This window comes from Anaerobacillus alkalidiazotrophicus (assembly GCF_001866055.1).
In genome coordinates, this window is sequence record NZ_MLQS01000001.1 from 935,108 (window position 1) to 960,104 (window position 24,997).

Annotated in this window: 24 protein-coding genes; 19 read left to right on the forward strand and 5 right to left on the reverse strand. The window is 35.6% G+C overall.

The window, feature by feature from the left end:
• Positions 1–217: 217 nt before the first annotated feature.
• From hemE to hemY, 3 genes are read left to right on the forward strand one after another with little or no spacing between them, the layout of a single operon-like run.
• On the forward strand, positions 218–1,252 hold the full coding sequence (hemE, locus tag BKP45_RS04445; protein WP_071388513.1) for a uroporphyrinogen decarboxylase: 1,035 nt from the start codon (positions 218–220) through the stop codon (positions 1,250–1,252).
• A gap of 46 nt (positions 1,253–1,298) precedes the next feature.
• The gene (gene hemH / locus BKP45_RS04450) at positions 1,299–2,246 is read left to right on the forward strand and encodes a ferrochelatase (RefSeq protein WP_071388514.1); all 948 of its coding nucleotides are present in this window, start codon (positions 1,299–1,301) and stop codon (positions 2,244–2,246) included.
• Complete coding sequence (hemY, locus tag BKP45_RS04455) at positions 2,246–3,652, forward strand: protoporphyrinogen oxidase (protein ID WP_071388515.1); 1,407 nt, start codon at positions 2,246–2,248, stop codon at positions 3,650–3,652. Before hemH ends, hemY begins: the two co-directional genes overlap by 1 nt.
• 242 nt (positions 3,653–3,894) lie before the next feature.
• On the opposite strand, the gene BKP45_RS04460 is transcribed toward hemY, so the two are convergent.
• The 3 genes from BKP45_RS04460 to BKP45_RS04470 form a co-directional block, all read right to left on the reverse strand.
• Entirely contained in the window at positions 3,895–4,887 is a 993-nt protein-coding gene (locus tag BKP45_RS04460; protein WP_071388516.1) for an aliphatic sulfonate ABC transporter substrate-binding protein, read from the reverse strand.
• Positions 4,888–4,951: 64 nt separating this feature from the next.
• Entirely contained in the window at positions 4,952–5,722 is a 771-nt protein-coding gene (locus BKP45_RS04465; RefSeq protein WP_071388517.1) for an ABC transporter permease, read from the reverse strand.
• Positions 5,655–6,500 carry an ABC transporter ATP-binding protein gene (locus tag BKP45_RS04470; RefSeq protein ID WP_071388518.1) on the reverse strand — a complete coding sequence of 282 codons (846 nt, stop codon included), beginning with the start codon at positions 6,498–6,500 and terminating at the stop codon, positions 5,655–5,657. Before BKP45_RS04470 ends, BKP45_RS04465 begins: the two co-directional genes overlap by 68 nt.
• A gap of 523 nt (positions 6,501–7,023) precedes the next feature.
• Here BKP45_RS04470 and BKP45_RS04475 point away from each other — a divergent pair.
• The 4 genes from BKP45_RS04475 (at position 7,024) to pheA (ending at position 10,421) form a co-directional block, all read left to right on the forward strand.
• Positions 7,024–7,569 (forward strand): Spo0B C-terminal domain-containing protein, encoded by a 546-nt coding sequence (locus BKP45_RS04475; RefSeq protein WP_071388519.1) that lies wholly within the window; start codon positions 7,024–7,026, stop codon positions 7,567–7,569.
• A gap of 30 nt (positions 7,570–7,599) precedes the next feature.
• The gene (gene obgE, locus BKP45_RS04480; RefSeq protein ID WP_071388520.1) at positions 7,600–8,883 is read left to right on the forward strand and encodes a GTPase ObgE; all 1,284 of its coding nucleotides are present in this window, start codon (positions 7,600–7,602) and stop codon (positions 8,881–8,883) included.
• A gap of 243 nt (positions 8,884–9,126) precedes the next feature.
• The gene (locus BKP45_RS04485) at positions 9,127–9,519 is read left to right on the forward strand and encodes an ACT domain-containing protein (protein ID WP_071389048.1); all 393 of its coding nucleotides are present in this window, start codon (positions 9,127–9,129) and stop codon (positions 9,517–9,519) included.
• Positions 9,520–9,536: 17 nt separating this feature from the next.
• On the forward strand, positions 9,537–10,421 hold the full coding sequence (pheA, locus tag BKP45_RS04490) for a prephenate dehydratase (protein WP_071388521.1): 885 nt from the start codon (positions 9,537–9,539) through the stop codon (positions 10,419–10,421).
• Between the two features lie 246 nt (positions 10,422–10,667).
• Here the strand turns inward: pheA and BKP45_RS04495 are convergent, their stop codons facing one another.
• Both BKP45_RS04495 and BKP45_RS04500 read right to left on the reverse strand, forming a co-directional pair.
• The gene (locus BKP45_RS04495; protein ID WP_071388522.1) at positions 10,668–11,213 is read right to left on the reverse strand and encodes a transcription repressor NadR; all 546 of its coding nucleotides are present in this window, start codon (positions 11,211–11,213) and stop codon (positions 10,668–10,670) included.
• 13 nt (positions 11,214–11,226) lie between these two features.
• Complete coding sequence (locus BKP45_RS04500; RefSeq protein ID WP_071388523.1) at positions 11,227–12,351, reverse strand: IscS subfamily cysteine desulfurase; 1,125 nt, start codon at positions 12,349–12,351, stop codon at positions 11,227–11,229.
• A gap of 295 nt (positions 12,352–12,646) precedes the next feature.
• Between BKP45_RS04500 and nadB the strand changes: the two genes are divergently transcribed.
• From nadB to yajC, 12 genes are all read left to right on the forward strand, one after another.
• Positions 12,647–14,260 carry an L-aspartate oxidase gene (gene nadB / locus BKP45_RS04505; RefSeq protein WP_071388524.1) on the forward strand — a complete coding sequence of 538 codons (1,614 nt, stop codon included), beginning with the start codon at positions 12,647–12,649 and terminating at the stop codon, positions 14,258–14,260.
• Entirely contained in the window at positions 14,257–15,090 is an 834-nt protein-coding gene (gene nadC, locus BKP45_RS04510) for a carboxylating nicotinate-nucleotide diphosphorylase (protein ID WP_071388525.1), read from the forward strand. Before nadB ends, nadC begins: the two co-directional genes overlap by 4 nt.
• Before the next feature lie 42 nt (positions 15,091–15,132).
• A complete protein-coding gene (nadA, locus tag BKP45_RS04515) occupies positions 15,133–16,236 on the forward strand; it encodes a quinolinate synthase NadA (protein ID WP_071388526.1) in 1,104 nt (367 codons plus the stop codon).
• A 249-nt stretch (positions 16,237–16,485) separates the two neighbouring features.
• On the forward strand, positions 16,486–17,715 hold the full coding sequence (safA, locus tag BKP45_RS22370; RefSeq protein WP_071388527.1) for a SafA/ExsA family spore coat assembly protein: 1,230 nt from the start codon (positions 16,486–16,488) through the stop codon (positions 17,713–17,715).
• 313 nt (positions 17,716–18,028) lie between these two features.
• A complete protein-coding gene (locus tag BKP45_RS04525; protein WP_071388528.1) occupies positions 18,029–19,141 on the forward strand; it encodes a YhcN/YlaJ family sporulation lipoprotein in 1,113 nt (370 codons plus the stop codon).
• Between the two features lie 445 nt (positions 19,142–19,586).
• Positions 19,587–20,201, forward strand: coding sequence for an intercompartmental signaling factor BofC (locus tag BKP45_RS04530; protein ID WP_071389049.1), 615 nt, complete (start codon positions 19,587–19,589; stop codon positions 20,199–20,201).
• 207 nt (positions 20,202–20,408) lie between these two features.
• Complete coding sequence (gene ruvA / locus BKP45_RS04535; RefSeq protein WP_071388529.1) at positions 20,409–21,020, forward strand: Holliday junction branch migration protein RuvA; 612 nt, start codon at positions 20,409–20,411, stop codon at positions 21,018–21,020.
• A 123-nt stretch (positions 21,021–21,143) separates the two neighbouring features.
• A complete protein-coding gene (ruvB, locus tag BKP45_RS04540; protein WP_071388530.1) occupies positions 21,144–22,142 on the forward strand; it encodes a Holliday junction branch migration DNA helicase RuvB in 999 nt (332 codons plus the stop codon).
• Complete coding sequence (locus BKP45_RS04545; RefSeq protein WP_071388531.1) at positions 22,143–22,361, forward strand: DUF2905 domain-containing protein; 219 nt, start codon at positions 22,143–22,145, stop codon at positions 22,359–22,361. It abuts the gene before it with no gap.
• Between the two features lie 80 nt (positions 22,362–22,441).
• Positions 22,442–23,485, forward strand: a complete 1,044-nt coding sequence (gene queA, locus BKP45_RS04550; RefSeq protein WP_071388532.1) for a tRNA preQ1(34) S-adenosylmethionine ribosyltransferase-isomerase QueA — start codon at positions 22,442–22,444, stop codon at positions 23,483–23,485.
• Positions 23,485–24,624, forward strand: coding sequence for a tRNA guanosine(34) transglycosylase Tgt (gene tgt, locus BKP45_RS04555; RefSeq protein ID WP_071388533.1), 1,140 nt, complete (start codon positions 23,485–23,487; stop codon positions 24,622–24,624). Before queA ends, tgt begins: the two co-directional genes overlap by 1 nt.
• A gap of 95 nt (positions 24,625–24,719) precedes the next feature.
• Entirely contained in the window at positions 24,720–24,983 is a 264-nt protein-coding gene (yajC, locus tag BKP45_RS04560; protein WP_071388534.1) for a preprotein translocase subunit YajC, read from the forward strand.
• Positions 24,984–24,997 lie beyond the last annotated feature (14 nt).

A 24,997-nucleotide genomic window follows, 5' to 3' on the forward strand; every position in this document is an offset into this window, starting at 1 on the left:
GGCGAAAGTTATAAATGTGTAAAGTTAAATAAAGTAATCGTATTAAAAAAGTCGGAAAAAAGATCAGTTTTATGACAAGTGGTTCGAAAATGTATACAGACTTTGTTAAGAAAGTATATAGTAAAAAGGTATATAAGAACTTTACAAAAGAAAATATTTACTAAGTGTTGTGATTTACATAATAAAAGAAAAGACCTAAAAGAAGGGTGAGGACGAAATGACAAAAAATTTTAATGATAATTTTTTAAAAGCATGTAAAGGGGAGAGTGTTTCACATGTTCCTGTATGGTATATGAGACAAGCAGGGAGATCACAGCCTGAGTACCGTGCAATTAAAGAAAAATATTCATTATTTGAAATTACACATCAACCTGAGCTCTGTGCTTATGTGACAAAACTTCCTGTAGATCAATATAATAATGATGCTGCAATTCTTTATAAGGACATTATGACACCACTTCCTGCTATTGGGGTAGACGTAGAAATTAAACCAGGAATTGGTCCTGTTATTGCCAACCCTGTTCGAACAATGTCCGATGTAGAGAAATTGGGAACTATTAATCCAAAGGCAGATGTAGCTTATGTACTAGACACAATTAAATTACTAAGAGAACAATTAACAGTTCCGTTAATTTCATTTGGTGGAGCTCCATTTACACTTGCAAGCTATATGATTGAAGGTGGACCTTCAAAAAACTATAATAATACAAAGGCGTTTATGTATTCACAGCCTGAAAGCTGGTTTTTATTAATGGATAAACTAGCAGATATGACAATTACTTATTGTAAGTCACAAATTCATGCTGGTTCACAAGCCATTCAAATTTTTGATTCATGGGTAGGAGCGTTAAATGTACAAGATTATCGAACATTTATTAAACCTACTATGCAAAAAATCTTTACAGCATTAAAAGAAGAGAATGTTCCACTTATTATGTTCGGTGTCGGTGCTAGTCATCTGGCAAATGAATGGCACGACCTTCCGTTAGATGTAGTTGGGTTAGATTGGAGATTATCAATTAAAGAAGCCGGTGAGCGTGGAATCAAAAAAACTGTTCAAGGTAATTTAGATCCGGCAATTTTACTTGCACCTTGGGATGTAATCGAAACGAAAGCAAAAGAAATTCTAGATCAAGGAATGGCTCACGAAGGTGGCTTTATATTCAATCTTGGCCACGGTGTTTTTCCACAAGTGAACCCTGATACATTACGTAAATTAACTGCTTTTGTCCATGAATATACAACTAAATAATCATTTTGTATCTATGGGTGTAGAATGAAAAGAAAGGTGCAATAAAATGTCTAAGAAAAAGATAGGTTTACTAGTGATGGCTTATGGAACTCCTCGTAAGATTGAGGAAATTGAGCCTTATTATACACATATTAGACGTGGAAGAAAACCTTCGGAGGAAATGCTAGATGAGCTAATTGAACGATATGAAGCAATAGGAGGTATTTCTCCGTTAGCTAAAATAACGGCTTCACAGGCTAAAGGGTTAGAAAAAAGGTTAAATGAATTAAATCAAGATGTTGAGTTTAAGCTTTATTTAGGATTAAAACACATTGATCCATTTATTGAGGATGCTGTTGACCAGATGAAAAATGATGGAATTGAAGAGGCGGTAAGTATAGTTTTAGCTCCGCATTACTCAACATTTAGTGTTAAGTCATATAATGGTCGAGCAAAAGAGCGGTCAGAAGAGGTGGGCGGGCCAAGGATTTATAGTATTGATAGTTGGTATAGCCACCCAAAGTTTATTCAATATTGGGCAGCTCAAATAAAAGAGATATTTGTTAATATGAATAATGAAGAAAAAGAAAAGGCTGTTGTTATTTTTTCGGCTCATAGTCTTCCGGAAAAAATCTTACAGCATGGTGATCCGTACGTGAAGCAACTACAAGAAACAGCTGATTTAATTGCTCAAGCAGCTAGTATTAAACATTATACAATTGGATGGCAAAGTGAAGGGAATACACCTGATCCCTGGTTAGGGCCAGATGTTCAAGACTTAACGAGAGATTTATATCATCAAAATGGCTATACTTCAATGATTTATTGTCCAGTTGGCTTTGTTGCTGACCACTTAGAAGTTTTGTATGACAATGATATTGAATGTAAAGTAGTAACAAATGAGCTAGGAATTCAATACTATCGTCCACCAATGCCAAATGATAGCATTAATTTTATTGATTGTTTAGCGGATGTTGTTATGAATAAGTTTTCAAAGAAAGAAAGTGAGCGCTAATGAGTAAAAAGAGAGTAGCAATTATCGGCGGTGGAATAACTGGATTAACAGCTGCGTACTACTTACAAAAAGAAATTTTAGCAAATAATTTAGATTGTGAATACCGCCTTTATGAGAAATCTACAAAGTTAGGTGGGAAAATCGCTACAGATTATCGAAATGGCTTTGTTATTGAGATGGGCCCAGATTCCTTTCTTGCAAGAAAACAAAGTGCTTCTAGATTTGCAAAAGAAGTAGGATTAGAACAAGAACTTGTTCATAATGGGACAGGAGGCTCATTTATACTAGTGAATGGTAAGCTTTATCCTATGCCAGGCGGGGCAATTATGGGTATTCCAACACAAATGGCCCCTTTTGCGACAACAAAATTATTTTCACCACTAGGAAAATTACGGGCAGCTGGAGATTTAATTTTACCAAAAGCGAGTGACCCTGATGTGGATATGTCATTAGGAAGCTTTTTTCGAAAGCGCCTAGGCAATGAAGTTGTCGATAATCTTATTGAACCACTACTTTCGGGAATTTACGCAGGTGATATCGACAAATTAAGCTTAATGGCTACATTTCCGCAATTTCACCAAGTGGAACAAAAACATCGTAGTCTTATTTTGGGAATGAAGAAAGCGACACCGCCAAAGCCTAAAAACGTTTCAAGAGAAAAGCCAAAAGGAATGTTTTTGTCCTTCAAACGGGGCTTACAATCATTTGTAGATGGAATTGAAAAGCATCTAGACGAAGATTCGATCGTTAAAGGTGTTGGGATTGTAAAAGTTGTAAAGAAAGGTGAGCAGTATGAGCTAACCTTCTCTAGTGGAGCAGTTGAATTATTTGACTATGTCGTGATGGCAACTCCGCATTATGTAACAGAACAAGCTTTTAAAGACTATTCTTTCTTACAACCATTAGCTAGTATTCCATCTACCTCTGTTGCAACAGTCGCTATGGCTTTTCCTAAAAGTGCAATCAAACAAGATATTGAAGGAACGGGCTTTGTAGTTGCAAAGAAAAGTGAGTATAATATAACTGCTTGTACATGGACACATAAAAAATGGCATCACTCAACCCCTGAAGGCTATGCGTTACTACGCTGTTATGTAGGGCGAGCTGGTAACGATTCAATTGTTGATTGGTCAGATGATAAAATAATAGATGCGGTTTTAACTGATCTGAATAAAACGATGAAAATTGATGAGAAACCAGAGTTTCATATTATTCATCGTTGGAAACATTCAATGACACAATATGTTGTTGGACATAAACAATTAATTCAAGAAGTAAAAGAGCAATTGCAAAAGCAATTGCCTGGGGTCTATGTAGCGGGCGGCTCTTACGAAGGTATCGGTGTACCGGATTGTATTGACCAAGGTGAAGCTGTTGTTCAGAAATTAAAGAAACACCTCATCTGAAAAAATACCCTTTTTAGTAATTAGACTTTTACTAAAAAGGGCTTTTTTCATAAAAAGATAAATGTAATTGCGGTAAGTGACTTTTGTGGAATGAAAATGTTTAAGAAGTAAAAGAGTTATTCGTGAAATAGGTTGTTAGTAAAAAAGACGATTTCTAAGAAGTGTTCTACTGTTTATAGAAGAAAAACGATAGGATAAAAACATCCTATCGTTTTTTGTGAATTTTTGAATATAAAGTAGACTTAGTTATCTGCTAATATCTTATCAAGTCTTGATGTGTCTACGAAACCATCTAAGTTAGGCTCGTTATCAATAAAGTTTAATTCATATGAAGCCGTAGCCCAAGCTTGAAGAGCATCTGCATGTGTTTCAGTTGTAACAACCATTCTATCCCATGCATTCTCTAAAACTGACTCAGGAAGTCGTGTTTGCGATAGCTCATAAAGAGAATCGTTAATTGTAGCTAGTGTATCTTCAGTGTGTTCCTGTGTATATTCAACAGCACGTTTATGGGCACGTAAAAATTGGTCAACAGCTTCTGGGTTTTCGTTTAAAAACTGAGGTGTTGTAACAACAACAACACTTGGAAGAGTTTCTCCTAAGAATACATCATTCCATTCGGTAATAACCTTTGCGCCTAACTCTTCAACTAAATATGTTCCCCATGGCTCTGGAGCTGCTGCAGCATCAATTTCACCTTGCTCAAACATAATCATCATATTTGCTGGGTTTACACGTGGTTGGTGATCGACAGTTCCACCACGTCTAGTTGTTGTTAATCCCATATCTTGAAGCATAATTTCTAACTGTACATTATGTGTGCATCCGTTACCTGGTGTACAAAATGATTTTCCAGCGAAATCTTCTAACGTTTCTATTCCTGCATCTTCTCTAGCTACGATTAATGTTGCTCCATTAGCTGCTGCTCCTAAAACGACGATATCGCCTCCTGCTAAGAAATAGTTAATCGCTGGACCTGGACCAACATATCCTAGTTGGATAGATCCACTATCTAGTGCGTCAATAAAGTCATTTCCATTTGGAAAGTTTGTAAATGCCACATCTTTACCTTCTAATTCTTCTTCAAAAAAGCCTTTCTCTTTTCCGATAATCCCAGCTGCGTGATCTAGGTTTGGAAAATAACCAATACTTACAGAATTAGACTTATCTGATCCGCAAGCGGCTAAAATTGCAACAGCTAAAATAAACAGCGTTACTGATAATAGTTTCTTCATTATTATTCCCCCAAGATTAATGATATTTAATGTTTCTATGAAACTTCTTTCATAAATTTTAATATTACTTCGTTAAACCCCAACGTGTCATAACTTTTTTCTCCATTGGAGCGAAGATTAAATATTCTACAATTAAACCAATAACAGAAATAATTACCATAATTGCAATAACTAAATCCATATTAAACATGTCTCTAGCATCTAATAGTGTTCGCCCTAAGCCACCACGACCTAAAAGTTCACCTGCCATTAAGGCTCTCCAACCAAATGCCCAAGCAAGCCTTGCACCTGTCAAAGCGGCAGGGATAGAAGCAGGGATCATAACTTTCCATACTAATTCATAACCCTTATATCCCATGGTTCTAGCAGCTCTTACTAATAATGGTTGAACGTTTTTTATTCCCATTCGCATATTCATAGTCATAGCCCAAGTCCCGCCAAGAACGATAATAAAGATAATTGCAGTGTTGCCTTGTGAACCAAACAGAATAAGTGCAATTGGAAGCCAAACGATACTTGGAATTGATTGTAATGCAATTACTAATGAACCTATAGTTTCATCTGCTAATTTTGATTGACCTAGTAGAATCCCGAGTGCGGCACCAATGACTATGGCTAAAGTAAAACCAATCCCAATTCTCTGCAGGCTTGTGATTAGAGCACTACTTAAAATCCCAGATTCAAAAAATCCTTTATATAATTGTTCGATCGCCCCACTTGGTGAGGGGAAAAATCGAGTAGTACGAAATTCAAAATTTAAATTTAACCTATATATGCTCTCCCATATTGCGATTAGAACTGTAAAGAAGACTAGCCTTTTTAGAGTTGTAGTCATCGCCCATTTCCTCCTTCATAACTTTCTCGATTTCACCAGCTAATAAATTCATAATATCTTCTTCTAGCTTTATGAATTCTGGTGATGAAGGTTTTCGTGGTCTTGGAATATTTACTGGAAACTCACTAATAATCCCTCCAGGTCTCGTACCCATTAAAATGATACGATCCGACAAAAGTACAGACTCACGAATGTTGTGTGTAACAAAGATAATTGTTTTACCGGTTTGTTCCCAAATATATTGAACTTCTTTATGAAGCATTGAGCGAGTTTGCTCATCCAAAGCTCCAAATGGCTCATCCATTAATAAAATTTCTGGGTCCATTGCTAATGCCCTTGCAATGGAAACACGTTGTTTCATACCGCCCGATAATTCATGTGGGTAAGATTTGACGAATTTACTTAAATGTACAAGTTTTAAATATTCTAGTGCTTTCTTTTCTGCTTGTTCCTTGTTCATTTTTTTCTTTAAACCAAACATTACATTTTCTAACACTGTTAACCATGGCATTAGTGCTGCTTCTTGGAATACAACACCACGATCAGGACCAGGTCCATTAACTGGTTTTGACCCAACTTGAACCATCCCTTTTGTTGATTTGTCAAGTCCTGCAATAATATTTAATAATGTTGACTTACCGCATCCAGAAGGTCCAAGAAGAGAGAGGAACTCTCCTTTTTTAATTTTCAAGTTAATATTATTGAATACGGTAAACGAAGTGTTTTCTTCTTTATTAAAATACGTTTTTTCAACGTCCTTAACGATTACATGATCCATAGTAAAACCTCCAAACCTATTAACATCATAAAACATATATTTTTAGTCGGAATTAAAGTACTCTTAGTATATGATGTATATATGAAACTGTCAACGAAATGTATTAAAAAAAATATATAAGGAAAATATAGGAAAAATGGTTATAATAATACCGTAGTATTGTTATTTGAAAATATTTATATTATAGGTAAATATTAGGTTTTTGTATTACTTGAAAGTAAGTAGCGATAAATAAATTATATCTTGAAAGTATGTGACATAAGGAAAATATTACTGGTTTGTCTAGAATTAGATTGAGAAAGGGATTTTTTATGATAAACTATAATGTAGAATTGAAATTGTCAGGATCATATTAAACAAGTTTTTTCATGGTGCTTTGTTTATCAACAAAGCTTTTCTTGTTTTATTACATTCTTAAGTGGCAGTAAGTGATTGAAGTTCAGCTCATACATCAACACTTTATTTATTAACAAATAGTATGTTAAAGAATAAGGATTAAAAAATTGGGAAAAGGTGTTAAATAATGAAAGAAGATTGGAACATCTTACAAATACTTCGGCATTCTCGTCATGATTGGCTCAATTTTGTGCAATTAATTAAAGGTAATCTTGCGCTAAAAAAATACGATCGAATTGAAGAAATTATTCAGGAAATCGTAAATCAAACTCAACAAGAAAGCAAACTCTCAAATTTACATATTCCTCAATTAGCAAGTGAATTATTAGTGTTTAATTGGGAAAAAAATAATCTTTTTCAGCTAGAATTTGAGGTGTTAGGACCAACTAAGAACCTTGAAGCATTTGAGGAAACGTTACTTCATTGGTTTCTTGATTTAGCTAATTTGCTAAATACTAGTTGTCAGCAATTTGCTGAAAATCATTTACTTATAACAATAGAAGTTTTTGATGAGGATTCACTTAGGATTAATTTTGATTTTCATGGATTTTTATTGGAAGTAAACACAATAAAGAAATTTGTTGAAAATGAAAGTAGTCGGAATGAACAAATGGAATTAGTGGAATTTTATATAAATAATGAAGAGTTTTATCTAGTTCTTAAATTAATGTGAAATGTTAGAAGAAAATTTTGAGGTGAAAAGATGTTTGTAGATAAAGTTACAGTATTTGTTAAAGGTGGCGACGGAGGGAATGGTATGGTAGCCTTTCGTCGTGAAAAATATGTTCCTAATGGTGGTCCGGCTGGTGGTGACGGTGGAAATGGAGCAAATGTTGTATTTGAAGTTGAAGAAGGATTAAGAACATTGATGGACTTCCGTTATCAAAGGCACTTCAAGGCTGAACGTGGGGAGCATGGTAGACCTAAAAGTCAGCATGGTAAAAATGCTGAAGACATGGTAATCAAGGTTCCGCCGGGAACTACTGTTATAGATGAAGAAACGAAACAAACAATTGCTGATTTGGTTAAACATGGACAAACTGCAATTATAGCAAAAGGTGGGCGTGGTGGTAGAGGGAATAGTCGATTTGCAACACCTACTAATCCAGCCCCGGAAATTGCTGAAAATGGAGAACCTGGACAGGAGAGAAATGTAACATTAGAATTAAAACTTCTCGCTGATGTAGGACTTGTGGGATTCCCGAGTGTGGGTAAGTCAACGCTCCTTTCGGTTGTTTCGGCCGCAAAACCTAAAATTGCAGAGTACCACTTTACTACAATTAAGCCGAATCTTGGAGTTGTTGATGTTGAAGATGGTCGTAGCTTTGTAATGGCGGATTTACCTGGTTTAATTGAAGGTGCCCATTTAGGGGTAGGTCTAGGTCATCAATTTTTAAGACATATTGAGCGTACAAAAGTCATTGTTCACGTTATTGATATGTCAGGATTAGAGGGACGTGACCCTTACGAAGATTATGTCAAAATCAATGATGAGTTAAAAGAATATAATCTTCGTTTAACTGAACGTCCACAAATTATTGTTGCTAATAAAATGGACATGCCTGAAGCTGAAGACAACTTAGCGGCTTTTAAGGAAAACTTAAATGATAAAGATATCCCTATTTTTCCTATATCAGCTATAACGAAAAAAGGATTACGTGAATTACTATTAGCGATTGCTGATAAGGTAGATGTTACAGAAGAGTTTCCACTTATTGAGGAAGAAACAGAAAGTAGGGTTATCTACCGACATGAAAAGCAGGAAGAACCATTTAAAATTACAAGGGATGACGATGGGGCATATGTCCTCTCTGGAGATCAAATAGAAAAGCTATTTAAAATGACTGATTTCTCAAGGGATGAGTCAGTACGTCGCTTTGCGCGCCAAATGAGAGGTATGGGAGTGGATACATCACTTCGAGAACGTGGTGCAAAGGATGGAGACATTGTCCGTATTTTAAAATTTGAGTTTGAGTTTATTGAATAACATGAAAAAAGCTGCCTATATTAGGTAGCTTTTTCCTGTCAATTTCGAATATAACAGAAGGATACATCCTATATGGTTGCTTTTCGCTCGTGACCAAGGCGCTTGCGTTTTTCTTGAGATTTTAGTTGTCAAAATTATCTTGCAAATTTATAATGTAATAATAGGAATTTTAGGTGGTGGTTTTGTTTGGCAAACAAAAGTGATGAGTTTTATCTTGTGCGTGCTGATATATTGTCTGAAGCGATGCAAAAGACGTTAGAAGCAAAAGCTTTAATAGATAGTGGTAAAGCTAGAAATATAAATGAAGCTGTACAGGCGGTTGATTTAAGTAGGAGTGCTTACTATAAATATAAAGACGGAATTTTTCCTTTTCACAAAATGGTGAAAGAAAAAATAATAACTCTTTCTATACATCTTGAGGATAGATCAGGTACTTTATCGAAACTTTTATCTGTTGTAGCAAATGCAGGGTCAAATGTGTTAACAATTAACCAAACAATTCCTTTACAAGGACGTGCAACTATTACCTTAACAATTGAAACTGCACCAATGACTGTTGGAATAGATCATTTAGTGAAGCAAATTCAGCAACTTGATGCAGTTGAAAAAGTAGAATTAATTGGATCAGGAGCATAGATTGAAAGGAGTTAACAATGAATAAAATTGCTTATTTAGGTCCTAAAGGAACATTTACTGAGATGGCTACTATATCAGTATTTCCGAGTGACGAACGAATACCTTTCCGTACGATTCCGGATTGTATGGATGCAGTATCGAAGAATATAGTGGATTTTGCCGTAGTTCCTATTGAAAATACAATCGAAGGATCAGTTAACTTAACATTAGATTATTTAATTCATAATCAAAAATTATTAATTAACGGTGAAATTACAGTGCCAATTGAACAGCAACTTTTAATTCATAGCAATAATATTAAAAATTGGACGGCTATTAAGAAAGTATATTCACACCCACATGCAATCGCACAATGTCATAAATTTTTACGCTCTTTATTACCGGATGCGGAATTTGAATATACGAACTCTACTGGTTCTGCAGCAGATTATGTAGCACAAAATCCTGATCAGCCTATTGCTGCAATAGCGAATGAGCTAGCTGCCAAAGAATACAACTTAGTTGTTGCCGAAAAAAACATACACGATTATGAAAATAACCATACACGCTTTGTTATATTAAAAAATGAAAGTAGTAGTATGCCAGAATCTCCTTCACACTATATTGGTGATAAAACTACATTAATGGTTACTTTGCCTGCAGATTATCCAGGAGCCCTTCATCATGTACTGTCAGCGTTTGCCTGGAGAAAGTTAAACCTTTCGAAGATAGAATCCAGGCCTATGAAAACGGGGCTTGGCAATTATTTCTTTGTTATTGATGTCGCTATGAAAATGGATGAAGTATTAATTCCAGGGGTTATTGCTGAACTTGAAGCCCTTAAGTGTCAAGTAACTCTATTAGGAAGTTATCCTTGTTATTCATTATCAAAAAAAGTAGATGAAATCAGAGTAGAAACGTAAAAACACGAGAAAACGCTTTTCCTAGCGTTTTCTCGTGTTTTTTTGAAAATAAGATTTATAAAATTCGAGGTTAGAAAGCTGTAACTCCTTGCTTCATTGCTTCTGCGATTACTCGCCGCAAGATATCGTCGACGAAACACTGTTTTGTGGAAGGGCACATTAGAGCCATGCTACAAGTCGTGGAAGTGCAATTATTTCCATCTAGAGCTACCACGCTTGTGCTTTTCTTATTTGGCCGGAATCGTCCTAATTATCCTCTAACAAATAACCTGCTTGGGCTAAAGCAATACATATTTCATTAAGTTCTTCTTGTGTTCTTGCCTCAATTGTATGAAGGTGAACGCCTCCAGTGAGTTGTGATAAAAGTGAGGCATTAGTTGAATTTATCTTTGAAATGAACTCCTTTACGTCCTTACGATTTCGTATCATTAAGGAAGCGGTAATCTCACCGTAGACTTGATGTTCGACAACAACGTCTTTAACAATTCCTCCGTGATCTACGATAATATTTAATTCATGAATTGTATCTTCCGGTGAATGCTTACAAGCGATTACCTTTGAGTGTAAATCAACTTTTAGTTGTTCTTTAATAAAAATATAGCCTTGTGAAGTAGCTAAGATTGGGTAATTTCTTGCTTTTAATATCGAAATGTCTTGAACAATGACCTGCCGACTAACATTTGTTTTCGTTGCTAAATCATTTCCAGTAATAGGTGAATCTGTTTCCATAAGCCATTGTAATAACAAGTCTCTCCGTTCTTCCCCTAAGATTTTGTCTTGTTGTTGTTTCATCCAAGTAGCCCCCTTATGGTAACGTAGTTTCTACTATATCTTTAATTGCATTTGCAGTTTCTATAATGTGTGCTTCTGTCGTATGTTTACCCATTGATATTCTAATGAGTTCCCTGGAGGCGTCTTTTTTGTATCCTAATTGAAGCATTGTTTTAGATGCATTTTGCCCTTCAACTTTACAAGCTGTCCCAGTGGATACAGCAATATTTTTCCTGTTTAGTTCTAGCATTGTATATTGCCCTTCTATACCATGAACCCTTAAGGATAAATGGTGACTTAGTCGTTCATCTGGGTGCCCGATTAAACTATGGGTAACACAGTTATTTGATAATAATGATAATAATTGTTGACTTAATTGCTTTAAACGTAACTGTTCAACTTCCATATTTTCGCAAATCTCTATAGCTGCTTGTGCGAAGCTTGCGATAGCAGGCACATTTACTGTTCCTGCTCGAAATCCACTTTCATGGGATGTGTTTGGAATTACTGGTTTCCAAGATACCTTAGGAGAAATATAAACTGCCCCTACTCCTTTCGGTCCATAGATTTTATGACTTGATAATGAAATACTATCTACGTTTAAGCTCGTAATATCTATAGGTATCTTACCAAAAGCTTGGACACAATCACTGTGAAATAGAATATTTTCATCTTTTAAAAAAGCGCCAATTTGACTGATATTTTGGATTGTACCGATATCTGAATTAGCATAACAAATTGAAACAAGAACAGTATTATCTTTTATTGCTTGTTTTACTGTATCGAGACTAACAACCCCATATTTGTCTACATCTAGGAAGGTGATTTCGAAGCCTTCTTCTTCTAATTGAGTAAAAGTATTTAATACCGAAAAATGTTCAATACTTGTTGTAATAATATGACCTTTTTTCCCTTTAACTAAAGATTTTATGGCTAGGTTATTAGAATCTGATCCACCACCTGTGAAATAGATCCCTTTTGCCTCTGTGTTGACACAACTGGCAATTGCCTTTCTAGATTGTTCTAAAAGACTTTTAGCTTTTGTACCGACGTCGTGAAGGCTACTAGGATTTCCGTAGAATTCTTTTGATGCTTTTATAAAAACTTCTAAAGCACTATCTGACATAGGAGTTGTTGCACAATAATCCAAATAAATCATAATAAGTCACCTTCTTTACTGGGTATTTAAATTGGTTAATATTGTCAAATTTAACACAATAATTAGAAAACCTTACTTGAAGACTACTTGTAGTAAGGTTTTCTCTTTATTAAAAGATAATATAACTTTTCCTTACTAAAAAAAAGTCTTGTCACTAGTTTAAAATTATGTAAATATAGGTGTCAAGACAGTTGTAGACATTCATTGGAATATGTTTTACGAGATAAGTGTCATACTTCTATTTTGATAAGGCTTTACGTAACGATTATTATCTTCTAATTTTAGGAGGGTGAGTATGAATGTAATGAAAACTGATGTTGTTATTATTGGCAGTGGGTTGGCCGGACTAATGACAGCGTATTACCTTTGTGAAAAATACAATGTGGCACTTGTCACAAAAACTAAGTTGGCTCATAGTAACTCAATCCTCGCACAAGGCGGCATTGCTGCGGCAGTAGCAAAGGAAGATCATTGGAAAAACCATTTTCAAGATACTGTTGTTGCTGGTGGTTATCATAATGAAAAAAAAGCAACAGAACTCCTTGTAAAAAAAGGTACCACTCTCATAAAGAAGCTTGTAGAGATTGGTGTAAGTTTTGATAGAGATGAAAAAAATGAATTTTCACTAGGAATGGAAGGGGCTCATAGAGTAAGAAGAGTCCTTCATGCGGGTGGAGATGCAACTGGTAAGGTAATGGTAGAGTCAGTTATTGCAAATGTCCTCTCAAAAATAAATGTTATAGAAGATTCAACGGCATATGATTTACATGTAGAAAACGGGGGGTGCCGTGGAGTCTATATAAAAGATCTAAATGAAAATTTATGTTTCATAGAAGCTGATCACGTAATTTTAGCAACCGGTGGGATCGGACAATTATATAAAGTTACATCTAACTGTAAGGAAGCAACAGGAGATGGGATAACTATGGCTTATCGAGCAGGTGCTGCGATAGCCGATATGGAATTTATTCAATTTCATCCGACGTTAATGATGGTTGGTGGCAATTGTCTAGGTTTAATCTCAGAAGCTGTACGAGGTGAGGGAGCAAAGCTTGTAACCGAAGATGGCAACTATCTAATGCAAGGTAAGCACCAATTGGAAGATTTAGCCCCTCGTGATATTGTTGCTAGAGAAATTTTTAAAATAAGACAAAAAAGCGAAACAGTTTATTTAGATATAAAAAACATAAGGAATTTTAAAGAACGTTTTCCATCAATTACTAACATGTGCAAACATACAGGGGTACTAGAAAAGGGATTAATCTCAGTTGAACCTGGTGCACATTTTATCATGGGTGGTATAAAGGTAAATGAAAATGGTGAAACAACAGTGAAAAATTTATATGCTGTTGGTGAATGTGCAAATACTGGGGTTCATGGTGCAAATCGGCTAGCAAGTAATTCTTTGTTAGAGGCTGTTGTCTTTGCAGAACAACTCGCAAAGACAATTTTATTAGCAAGAAAACAACGGTCATACGATGTAAAGTTAAACGTAAAGGTACCTTCGTCAGTTCTTTTGAATCTCCCTACGATTGAACAGATTCAAAATGTTATGGATCGTTATGTCGGAATTATTCGAAATGAAAAAGACTTAAAGCGAGCAATTACATGGTTCAATCAATTTAAAAATATCTATGAAGAACAAAATCATTTGCATTTGTCTATTCATGAAAAAACAATTTGCAACATGCTAATTGTCGGAAATTTAATTGCAAATGCAAGTCTTAAAAGAAATGAAAGCCGTGGTGGCCATTATCGAATAGATTTTCCCAAAACGAATGACCAGCGCTGGGTTGGTTTTAAAAATGTTAGTGTTAATGGTGTTTTATTTCGTGAAAAGTTTCACGAATATGATGATCTTATTGAACAATCATTACCTAAGGTTAAAAAGGAGTTGTCCATTTCGTGAATAAATTAAAATTAAAGTCGTCTATACAGGGTTTTTTCGAGGAAGACTTAGGACTTGGTGATTTAACTAGTGAATCAATTTTTTCAGAAAAAGATTATGGATATGGTGAATTTATTTGTAAAGATGATGGTATTTTTTGTGGTACAGAAGTTGTTGAACAAGGTTTTAAACTACTAAATGACCGAATTTCAGTCGATTTTACAATCAAAGATAGCACAGAAGTTAAAAAAGGTGAAAAAATAGCCTTGGTCGAAGGTCCTGTTTTAGACTTATTAATGGGAGAACGTGTAATACTTAATTTATTGCAACGAATGAGTGGTATTGCAACAATAACGAAAAAAGCAGTTGGAAATCTACAAGGTAATCATACGAAAATATGTGACACTAGGAAAACAACACCAGGATTAAGAATGTTTGAAAAATATGCAGTTACATGTGGTGGTGGTTATAATCACCGTTTTGGTTTATATGATGCTGTCATGATTAAAGATAATCATATTTCTGCTAGTGGTGGAATTGAAAATGCAGTAAAGAAAGTCCGAGAGAGGCTTGGCCATACAGTAAAAGTTGAAGTGGAAACAGAATCTACTGAGGATGTTATTGCTGCTGTAAAAGCACAAGCAGATATTATTATGTTTGACAACCGAACTCCAGAGGAAATCTTTGAACTCTTGAAGCTTGTACCTAAAGGAATTGTGACGGAAGCTTCTGGTGGGATAACATTAGACAATATCGGGAGTTACTCATTAACGAATGTAGATTATATTTCTTTAGGCTTTTTAACTCATTCAGTAAAAGCCTTAGATATTAGTTTTAATATAGAAGTTTAGAATTGTTTTTGTATTTTGACATTATAAAAAGGGGATGGAGTCGTGAGTATTTTAGAAGTAATGAATGAAACAATTCAAATTCCAGATCATTATAAAAATATGAATATAGAAGAAATGGAAGCTAGAATTAGGGAAATTAAAGCGAAATTTGGCACGCGTTTGTATATTCCAGGACATCATTATCAGAAGGATGAAGTTATACAATTTGCCGATGACACTGGAGATTCATTAAAACTAGCACAACTTTCTGCAAACAATACCCAAGCTGAATTTATTGTTTTTTGCGGAGTTCATTTTATGGCAGAAACAGCAGATATTTTGACAAACGAAAATCAAAAAGTATTTTTACCTGATATGAGAGCAGGCTGTTCGATGGCAGATATGGCCAATATAGAACAGACAAACCTTGCGTGGACAAAACTTCAACATATATTTGGTGATACGTTATTACCGCTAACCTATGTAAATAGTACAGCAGAAATAAAAGCTTTTTGTGGGAGGAATGGGGGTGCTACTGTAACTTCTTCAAATGCAAAAAATATGGTAGAGTGGGCATTTACGAAAAAAGAAAGAGTTTTCTTTTTACCAGACCAACATTTGGGTAGAAATACAGCATGTGAATTAGGTATCTCATTAGAAAATATGGCTATTTGGGATCCAGAACTTGAAGAGTTACAGTTTGAAGGAGATGTAAATAACATTAAAGTTGTTTTATGGAAAGGTTATTGCTCTGTTCACGAGAAATTTACCGTAGAAAACATTGAAGAAATGCGAAATCAATATAAAGATATAAATATAATTGTTCACCCTGAATGTACTCATGATGTGGTTCAACTAGCAGACTTTGCTGGTTCAACGAACTATATTATTGATAAACTTCAAGAAGCCGATCCGGATACTGTTTGGGCTGTTGGTACAGAAATGAATTTAGTTAAGAGGCTAGCCCAAATTCATGCTGACAAGAAAGTTATGTCCCTAAATCCGAATATGTGCCCATGTCTTACGATGAATCGTATTGACTTGGCTCACTTATTATGGTCGTTAGAAAGTATTGAAAAAGGGAATCCGATCAACCAAATCATTGTTAATAAAGACGTTGCTAAAGATGCAGTAAAAGCAGTCGATAGAATGCTTCATAGATCTTAATAATTAAAAAATTAGAATTTAATAAAAATAAATGAGCATAGAGACAATCTCTATGCTCATTTATTTTTATAAGAGGAATTAAAAAAGCTCGGGTACAATGTAGAACTGTTAAAAAGAAATGATATTCAATTGGTTATATCTAACTTTTTTTCTGCATAAATTGTGCTGAAGAGTATTTTTGAACGTAGGCATGAAACTAAAGAAAATAAATACTTTTGCTGAGGAATTAGCTTAAGGAGGGAATGTAACGTGAAAATTCATATTGTTCAGCAAGGAGATACTTTATGGAATTTAGCTAAGAAATACAATGTAGATTTTGAACAACTCAAAGCAGTCAATAATCATCTTAGCAATCCAGATGTCATTATGCCAGGAATGAAAATAAAAATTCCTACTGCTGGTGTTCCTGTAAAAAAACAGGTTCCTAAGAAAGAAGAACCGATAGTTATTAAAGAACAACCAAAACCTAAGGAAGTACCAGTTCCAAAGAAAGAAGTAAAAGTACCACCGCCTGCACCAGAAGTAGTGAAAAAGCCAGAACCAGTAATTCAACAACCAATACACCCGCAACCAATTCAAATACCAATTACTCAGGAACAATATCTTCATAATATGAATATGAATTTTAATATTTATAAGCCAATGGTAGCTCCACCACCAAAAGTACCAGCGCCACCAAAAGTACCAGCGCCACCAAAAGTACCAGCACCACCAAAAATGCCAGCACCACCAAAAGTACCAGCGCCACCAAAAGTACCAGCACCACCAAAAGTACCAGTAAAGGAAATTCCAAAGGTTGAGAAGCCAAAACCAGTGGTACCACCAGTACCACCACATAAAAAAGAAATTTCAAAACCATTAAAACCAATAAAAGAACCTGTAATAAAGGCGGAGCCACCGAAATATCCAACGCCGCAACAATGTTATCCAGTGACAGGGATAATACCTGGATGTTCATATCAAGTACCACCAGTAGTTCAACAATACCAAGCATATCCACAATACCCAATGATGCCGCCTGTAGGGACATATGGTTATCCGCAAGGACCAATGGGAGCACCAATGCCAGGAATGCCAATGCCACCAATGCCTACGTATCCACAGCCACAAGCTAGCCCATATGGAGTTGGACCAATACAGCAACAACCATGGAGCTATATGCCAGAAGATGTGGATTTTGATGAACAAGATATTGAAGATGGTACTCCGACCGGAATGACGACATTACCTCCATATCCTGGAATGCAAATGCCGCCAATGCAAATGCCGAATTCTTGGGGACAACCAACAGCACATCCGCAATATGGAGATGTTACCATGTATCAACAACCTGTTTCACCAGTAAATGCACAAATGATGCCACAACCACAATGGGGTTATACACCATACCCAATGTATCAACCTCATTCACCACAATTTAGCCAGCACTTTCAACAACAAGTTCGTTCTGAAGACGAGGATGATGATAATAAAGATTAATATTCAAAAGCTAGTCCTTATAGGGCTAGCTTTGTTTCATAATCAGAATTTATAAATTTCTAACTTGGAAACTGTCTAGCTCAGGCGCCATCGGTTCGAGCACTTCAGTCAAGTTTCTGACGTCAATGACTTCTTTAAGTTTAACTTTCTTACATAGAAAAATCGAAAGAAATAAGTGACTATATCAAGTACTTTCCAGTGTGTCGTTTTATTTAGTGTATTACATTCAAAAATCCTCCCGAACTTCCTAGATATAACAGATTAAATTTATGATAAGAATGACAAATTAAATGTGAAAGGAGGAATTAAACCAATGAAAAAAATTGCGATTACATTATCAGCAGCAACAATATTGATGGGGGCATTAGTTGGTTGTGGAGTTGGTCAAGATGGTGCGCGTGGTTTAGGTGGTGGTGATCAACGTGGATTTGGTTACCATACAACTGAGGAACGTGCTGGTTTTACCGGTCAACGTGCAGGTGAAGGTCCAATTACTGATATGTTTACACGTGATGATCGACGAGGGGCAAGAGGTCTTGGGAGAGATGGTAGACATCCTGCAACGGGCTTAGCAGGCGAAAGAGGTATGACTGGGCCAGGTCGTGGAGTAGGAGCAGGCGCTGGTGGAGTAGGAATAGGAGCAGGCCAAGGTGCTGGTTTAGGTATGCGTGGAACAGGCGCTGGTGGAGTAGGAATAGGAGCAGGTCAAGGTGCTGGTTTAGGTATGCGTGGAACAGGCGCTGGCGATGTAGGAATAGGAGCAGGCCAAGGCGCTGGTTTAGGTGTACGTGGTCATGGTGGAGGCTTTGGTGGCTTTGGAACTGGCTATGGTACTGGAGTGGGTCAAGGCGCTGGTTTAGGTGTACGTGGTCATGGAACAGGCTTTGGTGGAGCTGGTACAGGTTATACACCTGGTATGGGGCATGGGCCGGGCTTCGGTGGTGCTGGTGTTGTAGGTGACCGAGAAGGTTACGTTGATGACCGTGGAATTTTACGCGGTCGTGGAACAACTGGTCGTCAAGGAGTTGGTGGCTTAGGTCAAACTGGTAGAACAGAAATGGGAGGTTTTGCGTATCCTCATGGGTATGACACAGCTACAGTACAAAGAATTAGTGGTAAAGTAGCTGATGTAGAAAATGTAAGGGATTCACGAGTAATTGTTCATGAAAATAAAATTATTGTTGGTGTTGACGCTAATGGTCAAGATACAAAACGTATTGAAAAAGATGTTCGACAAAGTGTTGGTGACCTCGCTGATGATAAAGAAGTTATTGTTGTAACTGATCGTGGACAATTTGACCAAGTACGTACAGCTGACGATAGACTACGAGCTGGCGAACCTTTAGAAGAAGTAGGAGCAACTATTAATGAAATGTTCAGAGATTTTGGACGAGCAATTCAACGTCCGTTTGAACGTACTCGATAAAAAGTAAATAGGCAAAGAGGCTAGATGGCTAGCCTCTTTGTCATGTCCTATGTGTATCTAGCCTTCAGTTCGAGCTGTTTTAATAAAAACACCTTCGGGAAGATCCATCTAAATAAGCAAATGAAAGCCTCACCATTAGAAGCTAGGCATCTATATGTAAAATTAAATGTATTGAAACTGAAATTCACTCATTAAAATACATAAAATAGAAAAAAAGGATAAAAGTCTTTATGATTGGTGATAATATAATCTAGCCAGTCATAAAGACTTTTTGTACTGCTTAGAATTTGGTTGGTTTTTTAAAAGTGAAATTAAAATTACCAAAACCGAGTGCTTAAATCTATATCTAGTTACAAGCGGTTTAACGTAACTGGATTTAGTATCTTGGTGGCGAGAATAATGAATGATGAGTACATTTAATTTTATTTATTATGGTGGTGTTATAATGGGAATCAAGCGAGTCCATTTAATGAAAAAATACCCAAAAATAATAGGTCTATTTATTGTTAGTTTTATTATTAGCAGTTTGATGATTGTTAATTTACAGTCAAATGTACGAATAGCTGAAACAGCAGTAGACATTCCTTTTATTCGAGAAGCAAGTGAAAGAGAAAAGAAAATAGGTCCTACAATTGTTTATGAAGCTTTGAATCCTAAATCAGTTCGTGTGGTGTTAGAGAGGATTTATTTGGATGGAGAAATTAGCGAAGAAATTGTAGATGAAACCATTTTATCGATGGAAGATTTTTGGGCAGAATATTCCGATTGGGAATTAGTAGATCAAGATGAAACTCAAGTAGTGTTTATGCAAAGAATTGACGATATTTCCCCTTTATTAAAAATAAATGGGTATTTTGGTATTACTGACGAAGGTACTTTGACTATTTATGAAGGAAAACCTTCGGATGAAAAAATAATTCAATCTTTTTTCCAGATAAATACAAAAGAACTTAAAAGTCATCAACAAAAAGAGCTTCAAAAAGGCATCCCAGTGTTATCGAGGGATCGATATGAAGAGGTTTTAAAAATGTACAAGAAATATGCAAAACAGGAAATGTAAGTGAAAAGGCTGATTGAAAGGACTTTCTACTCTATGTGGAATAAGAATGTCCCTTTAATCAGCCTGTTTTTTGTATATGATTGAATTTCATAATGACCCAATCCGAGCTTCAGAAAATGAGTTTGAAGTTCAACTTTATTAATGGTTCTTTTATTGGTAAAATGAAAAACAAATAGATGTTCGCTTTTTAAGAATGGAGAGGTATTAATGATTGAATTTGTAAAAGGGAAAGTTAACTATATAGATTTGCAATATGTTGTTATCGATGTAAACGGAGTAGGTTATCAAGTATTTTGTGCCAATCCCTATATTTATACAGGTGACATGAATACAGAAGTTATTGTTTATACATATCATTACGTTCGTGAAGATGCAAGTAAACTATTTGGATTTCGATCTAGGGATGAAAGAGCCCTATTCGAAAAATTATTGAATGTATCAGGGATTGGTCCGAAGGGAGCTTTAGCAATTTTAGCATCTGGAGAGCCACAACAAGTAGTATCGGCTATAGAGGATGAGAATGAACAGTTTTTAACGAAATTTCCAGGGGTAGGTAAGAAAACTGCAAGGCAGATGATCTTAGATTTAAAAGGAAAATTAACAGATTTTATGCCTAGTTTAATTGGACCAGTCTACAATCTGCCATTAGATCAAAGTACAAGTGAGATTTCATCACAATTAGAAGATGCAATTGAGGCTTTAAAAGCATTAGGATATGTTGAAAAAGAAATTAAAAAAATTACTCCGAAGTTAGCAAAAGAAGAGTTGTCAACTGATCAATACATAAAAAAGGCACTACAATACCTTTTAAAAATATAAATTTTACTTACCTAAGTGAATTTCATAAGTACCTAAATGGAGCTACATTTAATATCATAGTAGCGAAAGTAAGCCAAATATGAAATTCATTAAATATGAAATTTACCTCGAGGAGGTTAGAAAATGGATGAGAGAATGATTTCTGCGGACGTTCAAGAAGAAGAAGAAACGATAGAAAATCAACTACGACCCCAGCTACTATCACAATATATTGGTCAAAAAAAAGTTAAAAATAATTTGAAGGTATTTATAGAAGCGGCTAAATTAAGAAACGAAGCATTAGATCATGTTTTATTATATGGACCACCTGGACTAGGGAAAACAACATTAGCGACAATTATCGCTCATGAAATGAACGTTTCAATAAAAACTACATCAGGTCCTGCCATTGAGAGGCCAGGTGATTTAGCTGCTATTTTAACTTCTCTTGAACCAGGTGACGTTTTGTTTATTGATGAAATTCACCGACTAAATCGAGTGGTCGAAGAAGTTCTTTATCCAGCTATGGAGGATTTTTGTTTAGATATTGTTATAGGAAAAGGACCAACAGCTAGATCAGTGCGTCTTGATTTGCCACCCTTTACATTAATTGGTGCAACGACCAGGGCTGGTCTATTGTCATCTCCGTTAAGAGATCGGTTTGGCGTGTTGTCAAGACTAGACTATTATACAACTGAAGACCTAAAAAAAATTGTTTCAAGAACTGCAGAAATTTATCAGATGGATATTGGAGAAACTGCAAGTGAGGAGCTAGCTAGACGCTCAAGAGGAACGCCAAGGATTGCCAACCGTTTATTGAGAAGGGTACGTGATTTTGCTCAAGTGCAAGGGTTTAGTCAAATTGACTTCGATTTGGCAATAGATGCTTTAGAAAGACTACAAGTTGACCGTCTAGGGTTAGATCATATTGATCATAAACTTTTAAAAGGGATTATAGAAAAATTTCGTGGTGGGCCTGTGGGACTTGATACAATTGCAGCTACGATAGGAGAAGAGGCACACACAATTGAAGATGTGTACGAACCGTATTTATTACAAATTGGTTTTTTGCAACGTACTCCTAGAGGGAGAGTAGTAACTCATAAAGTATATGAGCACTTTCAAATGGAGGTTCCAGATTAAATGCCCAATATACCTAAATTACTTATTATTGTCGGTATTGTATTAATTTTTATTGGTTTTTTATGGTCAGTAGGTGGAAGGTTTTTACCTATAGGGAAATTACCTGGGGATATTCTCTTTAAAAAAGGGAATACAACATTTTATTTCCCAATTGTTACATCTATTGTTTTAAGTGTTGTTATTTCGTTAATCCTATATTTTATTGGTAGGTTTCGTTAAAAATTTAACTTGTCAACTATCTATTTTTTTATGTATGCTTAAAGCTGTTAATTTCAAATTAGAAAAGGTGAATATTGAATATGGAAGTTAAAGATTTTGATTTTTATTTACCAGAAGAGTTAATTGCTCAAACCCCACTATTGGAACGTACCTCTTCTCGGTTAATGGTCTTAGACCGCTCATCAGGTGACATTCACCATCGAATATTCTCAGATGTCATTGATTATTTAAGTGAAGGAGATTGTCTCGTTTTAAACGATACTCGAGTATTACCGGCACGCCTTTATGGGACGAAGGAGGATACGGGAGCGAACATAGAATTTTTGTTACTTAAACAAATGGAAAAAAATCAATGGGAAACACTAGTAAAGCCTGCTAAAAGAGTGCGCAAAGGGACTATTGTTACTTTTGGCGATGGACGACTGAGGGGTATTTGTAAAGAAGAGTTAGAACATGGGGGAAGAATCATCGAATTTCAATACGAAGGAATTTTTCATGAAATTTTAGATTCCTTAGGAGAAATGCCTCTACCACCTTATATAACTGAAAAGTTAGAAGATCGAGAAAGATATCAAACGGTTTATGCTAAGCATCGTGGTTCTGCCGCTGCTCCAACGGCAGGTCTTCATTTTACAGAAGAACTATTAGATAAGATCGCATCAAAAGGAGTAGAGATTGTATATATTACATTACATGTTGGTTTGGGTACGTTTCGCCCCGTAAGTGTAGATACAATTGAAGATCATGAAATGCACGCTGAATTTTATCAAATGAGTTGTGAAGCGGCTGAAACATTAAATAAGGCAAAAAAGAATGGTAATAAAATCGTTTCAGTCGGAACTACATCGACTAGAACATTAGAAACAATTGCCCAAGCTAATGGTGGTAAATTTACGGAAAGCTCAGGATGGACAAATATCTTTATTTACCCTGGATATAAATTTAAAGGGATTAATGCATTAATTACTAACTTTCATCTACCAAAGTCTACATTGATAATGCTTGTTAGTGCATTAGCTGGAACTGACCATACTCTACACGCATATAAGGAAGCAGTAAAAGAAAGATATCGTTTTTTTAGCTTTGGGGATGCTATGTTAATCATAGAAGGGAGCAAAAATTGATGGTTGCTATACGCTATGAACATATAAAAACTTGTCGCCAATCAGGAGCCCGTTTAGGTAAAGTTCATACACCACATGGCACGTTTGAAACACCTATTTTCATGCCAGTTGGAACATTAGCTACAGTGAAAACAATGAGTCCAGAAGAGTTGAAAGAGATCGGCTCACAAATTATACTAAGTAATACATATCATTTGTGGCTTAGACCTGGTCATGAAATTGTGAAAGAAGCTGGTGGTTTACATAAGTTTATGAATTGGGATCGACCTATCTTGACTGATTCTGGAGGCTTTCAAGTTTTTAGTTTAAGTGCTCTTCGAAAAATAGAGGAAGAGGGAGTAAATTTTAGAAATCACCTAAATGGGGAAAAATTATTTTTAAGTCCTGAAGGGGCAATGGAAATTCAAAATGCTTTAGGTTCCGATATTATGATGGCTTTTGATGAATGTCCACCATATCCTGCAACACATGAATATATGTTAAAGTCGGTGGAACGTACTAGTCGGTGGGCAGAACGATGTTTAGAAGGGCATAAGAGACCTGAAGCTCAAGGGCTATTTGGGATTGTTCAAGGTGGAGAGTATGAAGATCTACGAAAACTAAGTGCACAGGATTTAGTCTCATTAGATTTTCCTGGCTATGCGATTGGAGGTCTGTCAGTAGGCGAACCTAAGGACGTCATGAACCGAGTATTAGAATTCACAACACCACATTTACCATTTGACAAACCACGATATTTAATGGGGGTAGGGTCACCGGATGCTTTGATTGATGGTGCTATTCGTGGTATTGATATGTTTGATTGTGTACTGCCCACTAGAATTGGAAGAAATGGAACGTGTATGACCAGTACTGGTAGGCTTGTCGTTAGGAATGCAAAGTATGCAAGAGATTTTACTCCATTAGACGAAAATTGTGATTGTCATGTTTGTAAAAATTATACTAGAGCGTATATTCGCCACCTAGTTAAATGTGACGAAACTTTCGGATTTCGATTAACCTCTTATCATAATCTCTACTTTTTGTTAAATTTAATGGAGAAAGTTCGAGAAGCTATTCGTGAAGATCGTCTTTTAGATTTTAAAGAAGAATTTTTTGAAATGTATGGATTTAATAAACCGAATGCAAAAAACTTTTAAAACTTTTGAAAAAAAAGTAATAATAAGGTAGTATAAATACTGATGCTGAAATATTTAAAACTAATTATAAACATTTAGAAAGGAGGGGAATAAACATGGAATTTATGACAGCGATTTTACCTTTATTATTTATGTTCGCGATTTTTTACTTCCTTTTAATTCGTCCGCAGCAAAAGCGTCAAAAGAAAGTTCAACAAATGCATGCTGACCTTAAAAAGGGAGATAAAATCGTTACAATCGGCGGCTTACATGGGACAATTGATGCTATTGATGAAGACAGAGTTATTTTATTAGTAAACGATAACAAAAAATTAACATTTGATCGTAGTGCTGTACGTGACGTTGTTAATCCAGACTAAGTGTACATAGCAAA

What these genes read in the sequence shown, in the direction of transcription:
- hemE (WP_071388513.1), top strand. Translation starts at nt 218, where the DNA reads ATGACAAAAAATTTTAATGATAATTTTTTAAAAGCATGTAAAGGGGAG.
- hemH (WP_071388514.1), top strand. Translation starts at nt 1,299, where the DNA reads ATGTCTAAGAAAAAGATAGGTTTACTAGTGATGGCTTATGGAACTCCT.
- hemY (WP_071388515.1), top strand. Translation starts at nt 2,246, where the DNA reads ATGAGTAAAAAGAGAGTAGCAATTATCGGCGGTGGAATAACTGGATTA.
- BKP45_RS04460 (WP_071388516.1), bottom strand. Translation starts at nt 4,887, where the DNA reads ATGAAGAAACTATTATCAGTAACGCTGTTTATTTTAGCTGTTGCAATT.
- BKP45_RS04465 (WP_071388517.1), bottom strand. Translation starts at nt 5,722, where the DNA reads ATGACTACAACTCTAAAAAGGCTAGTCTTCTTTACAGTTCTAATCGCA.
- BKP45_RS04470 (WP_071388518.1), bottom strand. Translation starts at nt 6,500, where the DNA reads ATGGATCATGTAATCGTTAAGGACGTTGAAAAAACGTATTTTAATAAA.
- BKP45_RS04475 (WP_071388519.1), top strand. Translation starts at nt 7,024, where the DNA reads ATGAAAGAAGATTGGAACATCTTACAAATACTTCGGCATTCTCGTCAT.
- obgE (WP_071388520.1), top strand. Translation starts at nt 7,600, where the DNA reads ATGTTTGTAGATAAAGTTACAGTATTTGTTAAAGGTGGCGACGGAGGG.
- BKP45_RS04485 (WP_071389048.1), top strand. Translation starts at nt 9,127, where the DNA reads ATGCAAAAGACGTTAGAAGCAAAAGCTTTAATAGATAGTGGTAAAGCT.
- pheA (WP_071388521.1), top strand. Translation starts at nt 9,537, where the DNA reads ATGAATAAAATTGCTTATTTAGGTCCTAAAGGAACATTTACTGAGATG.
- BKP45_RS04495 (WP_071388522.1), bottom strand. Translation starts at nt 11,213, where the DNA reads ATGAAACAACAACAAGACAAAATCTTAGGGGAAGAACGGAGAGACTTG.
- BKP45_RS04500 (WP_071388523.1), bottom strand. Translation starts at nt 12,351, where the DNA reads ATGATTTATTTGGATTATTGTGCAACAACTCCTATGTCAGATAGTGCT.
- nadB (WP_071388524.1), top strand. Translation starts at nt 12,647, where the DNA reads ATGAATGTAATGAAAACTGATGTTGTTATTATTGGCAGTGGGTTGGCC.
- BKP45_RS04525 (WP_071388528.1), top strand. Translation starts at nt 18,029, where the DNA reads ATGAAAAAAATTGCGATTACATTATCAGCAGCAACAATATTGATGGGG.
- BKP45_RS04530 (WP_071389049.1), top strand. Translation starts at nt 19,587, where the DNA reads ATGGGAATCAAGCGAGTCCATTTAATGAAAAAATACCCAAAAATAATA.
- ruvA (WP_071388529.1), top strand. Translation starts at nt 20,409, where the DNA reads ATGATTGAATTTGTAAAAGGGAAAGTTAACTATATAGATTTGCAATAT.
- ruvB (WP_071388530.1), top strand. Translation starts at nt 21,144, where the DNA reads ATGGATGAGAGAATGATTTCTGCGGACGTTCAAGAAGAAGAAGAAACG.
- BKP45_RS04545 (WP_071388531.1), top strand. Translation starts at nt 22,143, where the DNA reads ATGCCCAATATACCTAAATTACTTATTATTGTCGGTATTGTATTAATT.
- queA (WP_071388532.1), top strand. Translation starts at nt 22,442, where the DNA reads ATGGAAGTTAAAGATTTTGATTTTTATTTACCAGAAGAGTTAATTGCT.
- tgt (WP_071388533.1), top strand. Translation starts at nt 23,485, where the DNA reads ATGGTTGCTATACGCTATGAACATATAAAAACTTGTCGCCAATCAGGA.
- yajC (WP_071388534.1), top strand. Translation starts at nt 24,720, where the DNA reads ATGGAATTTATGACAGCGATTTTACCTTTATTATTTATGTTCGCGATT.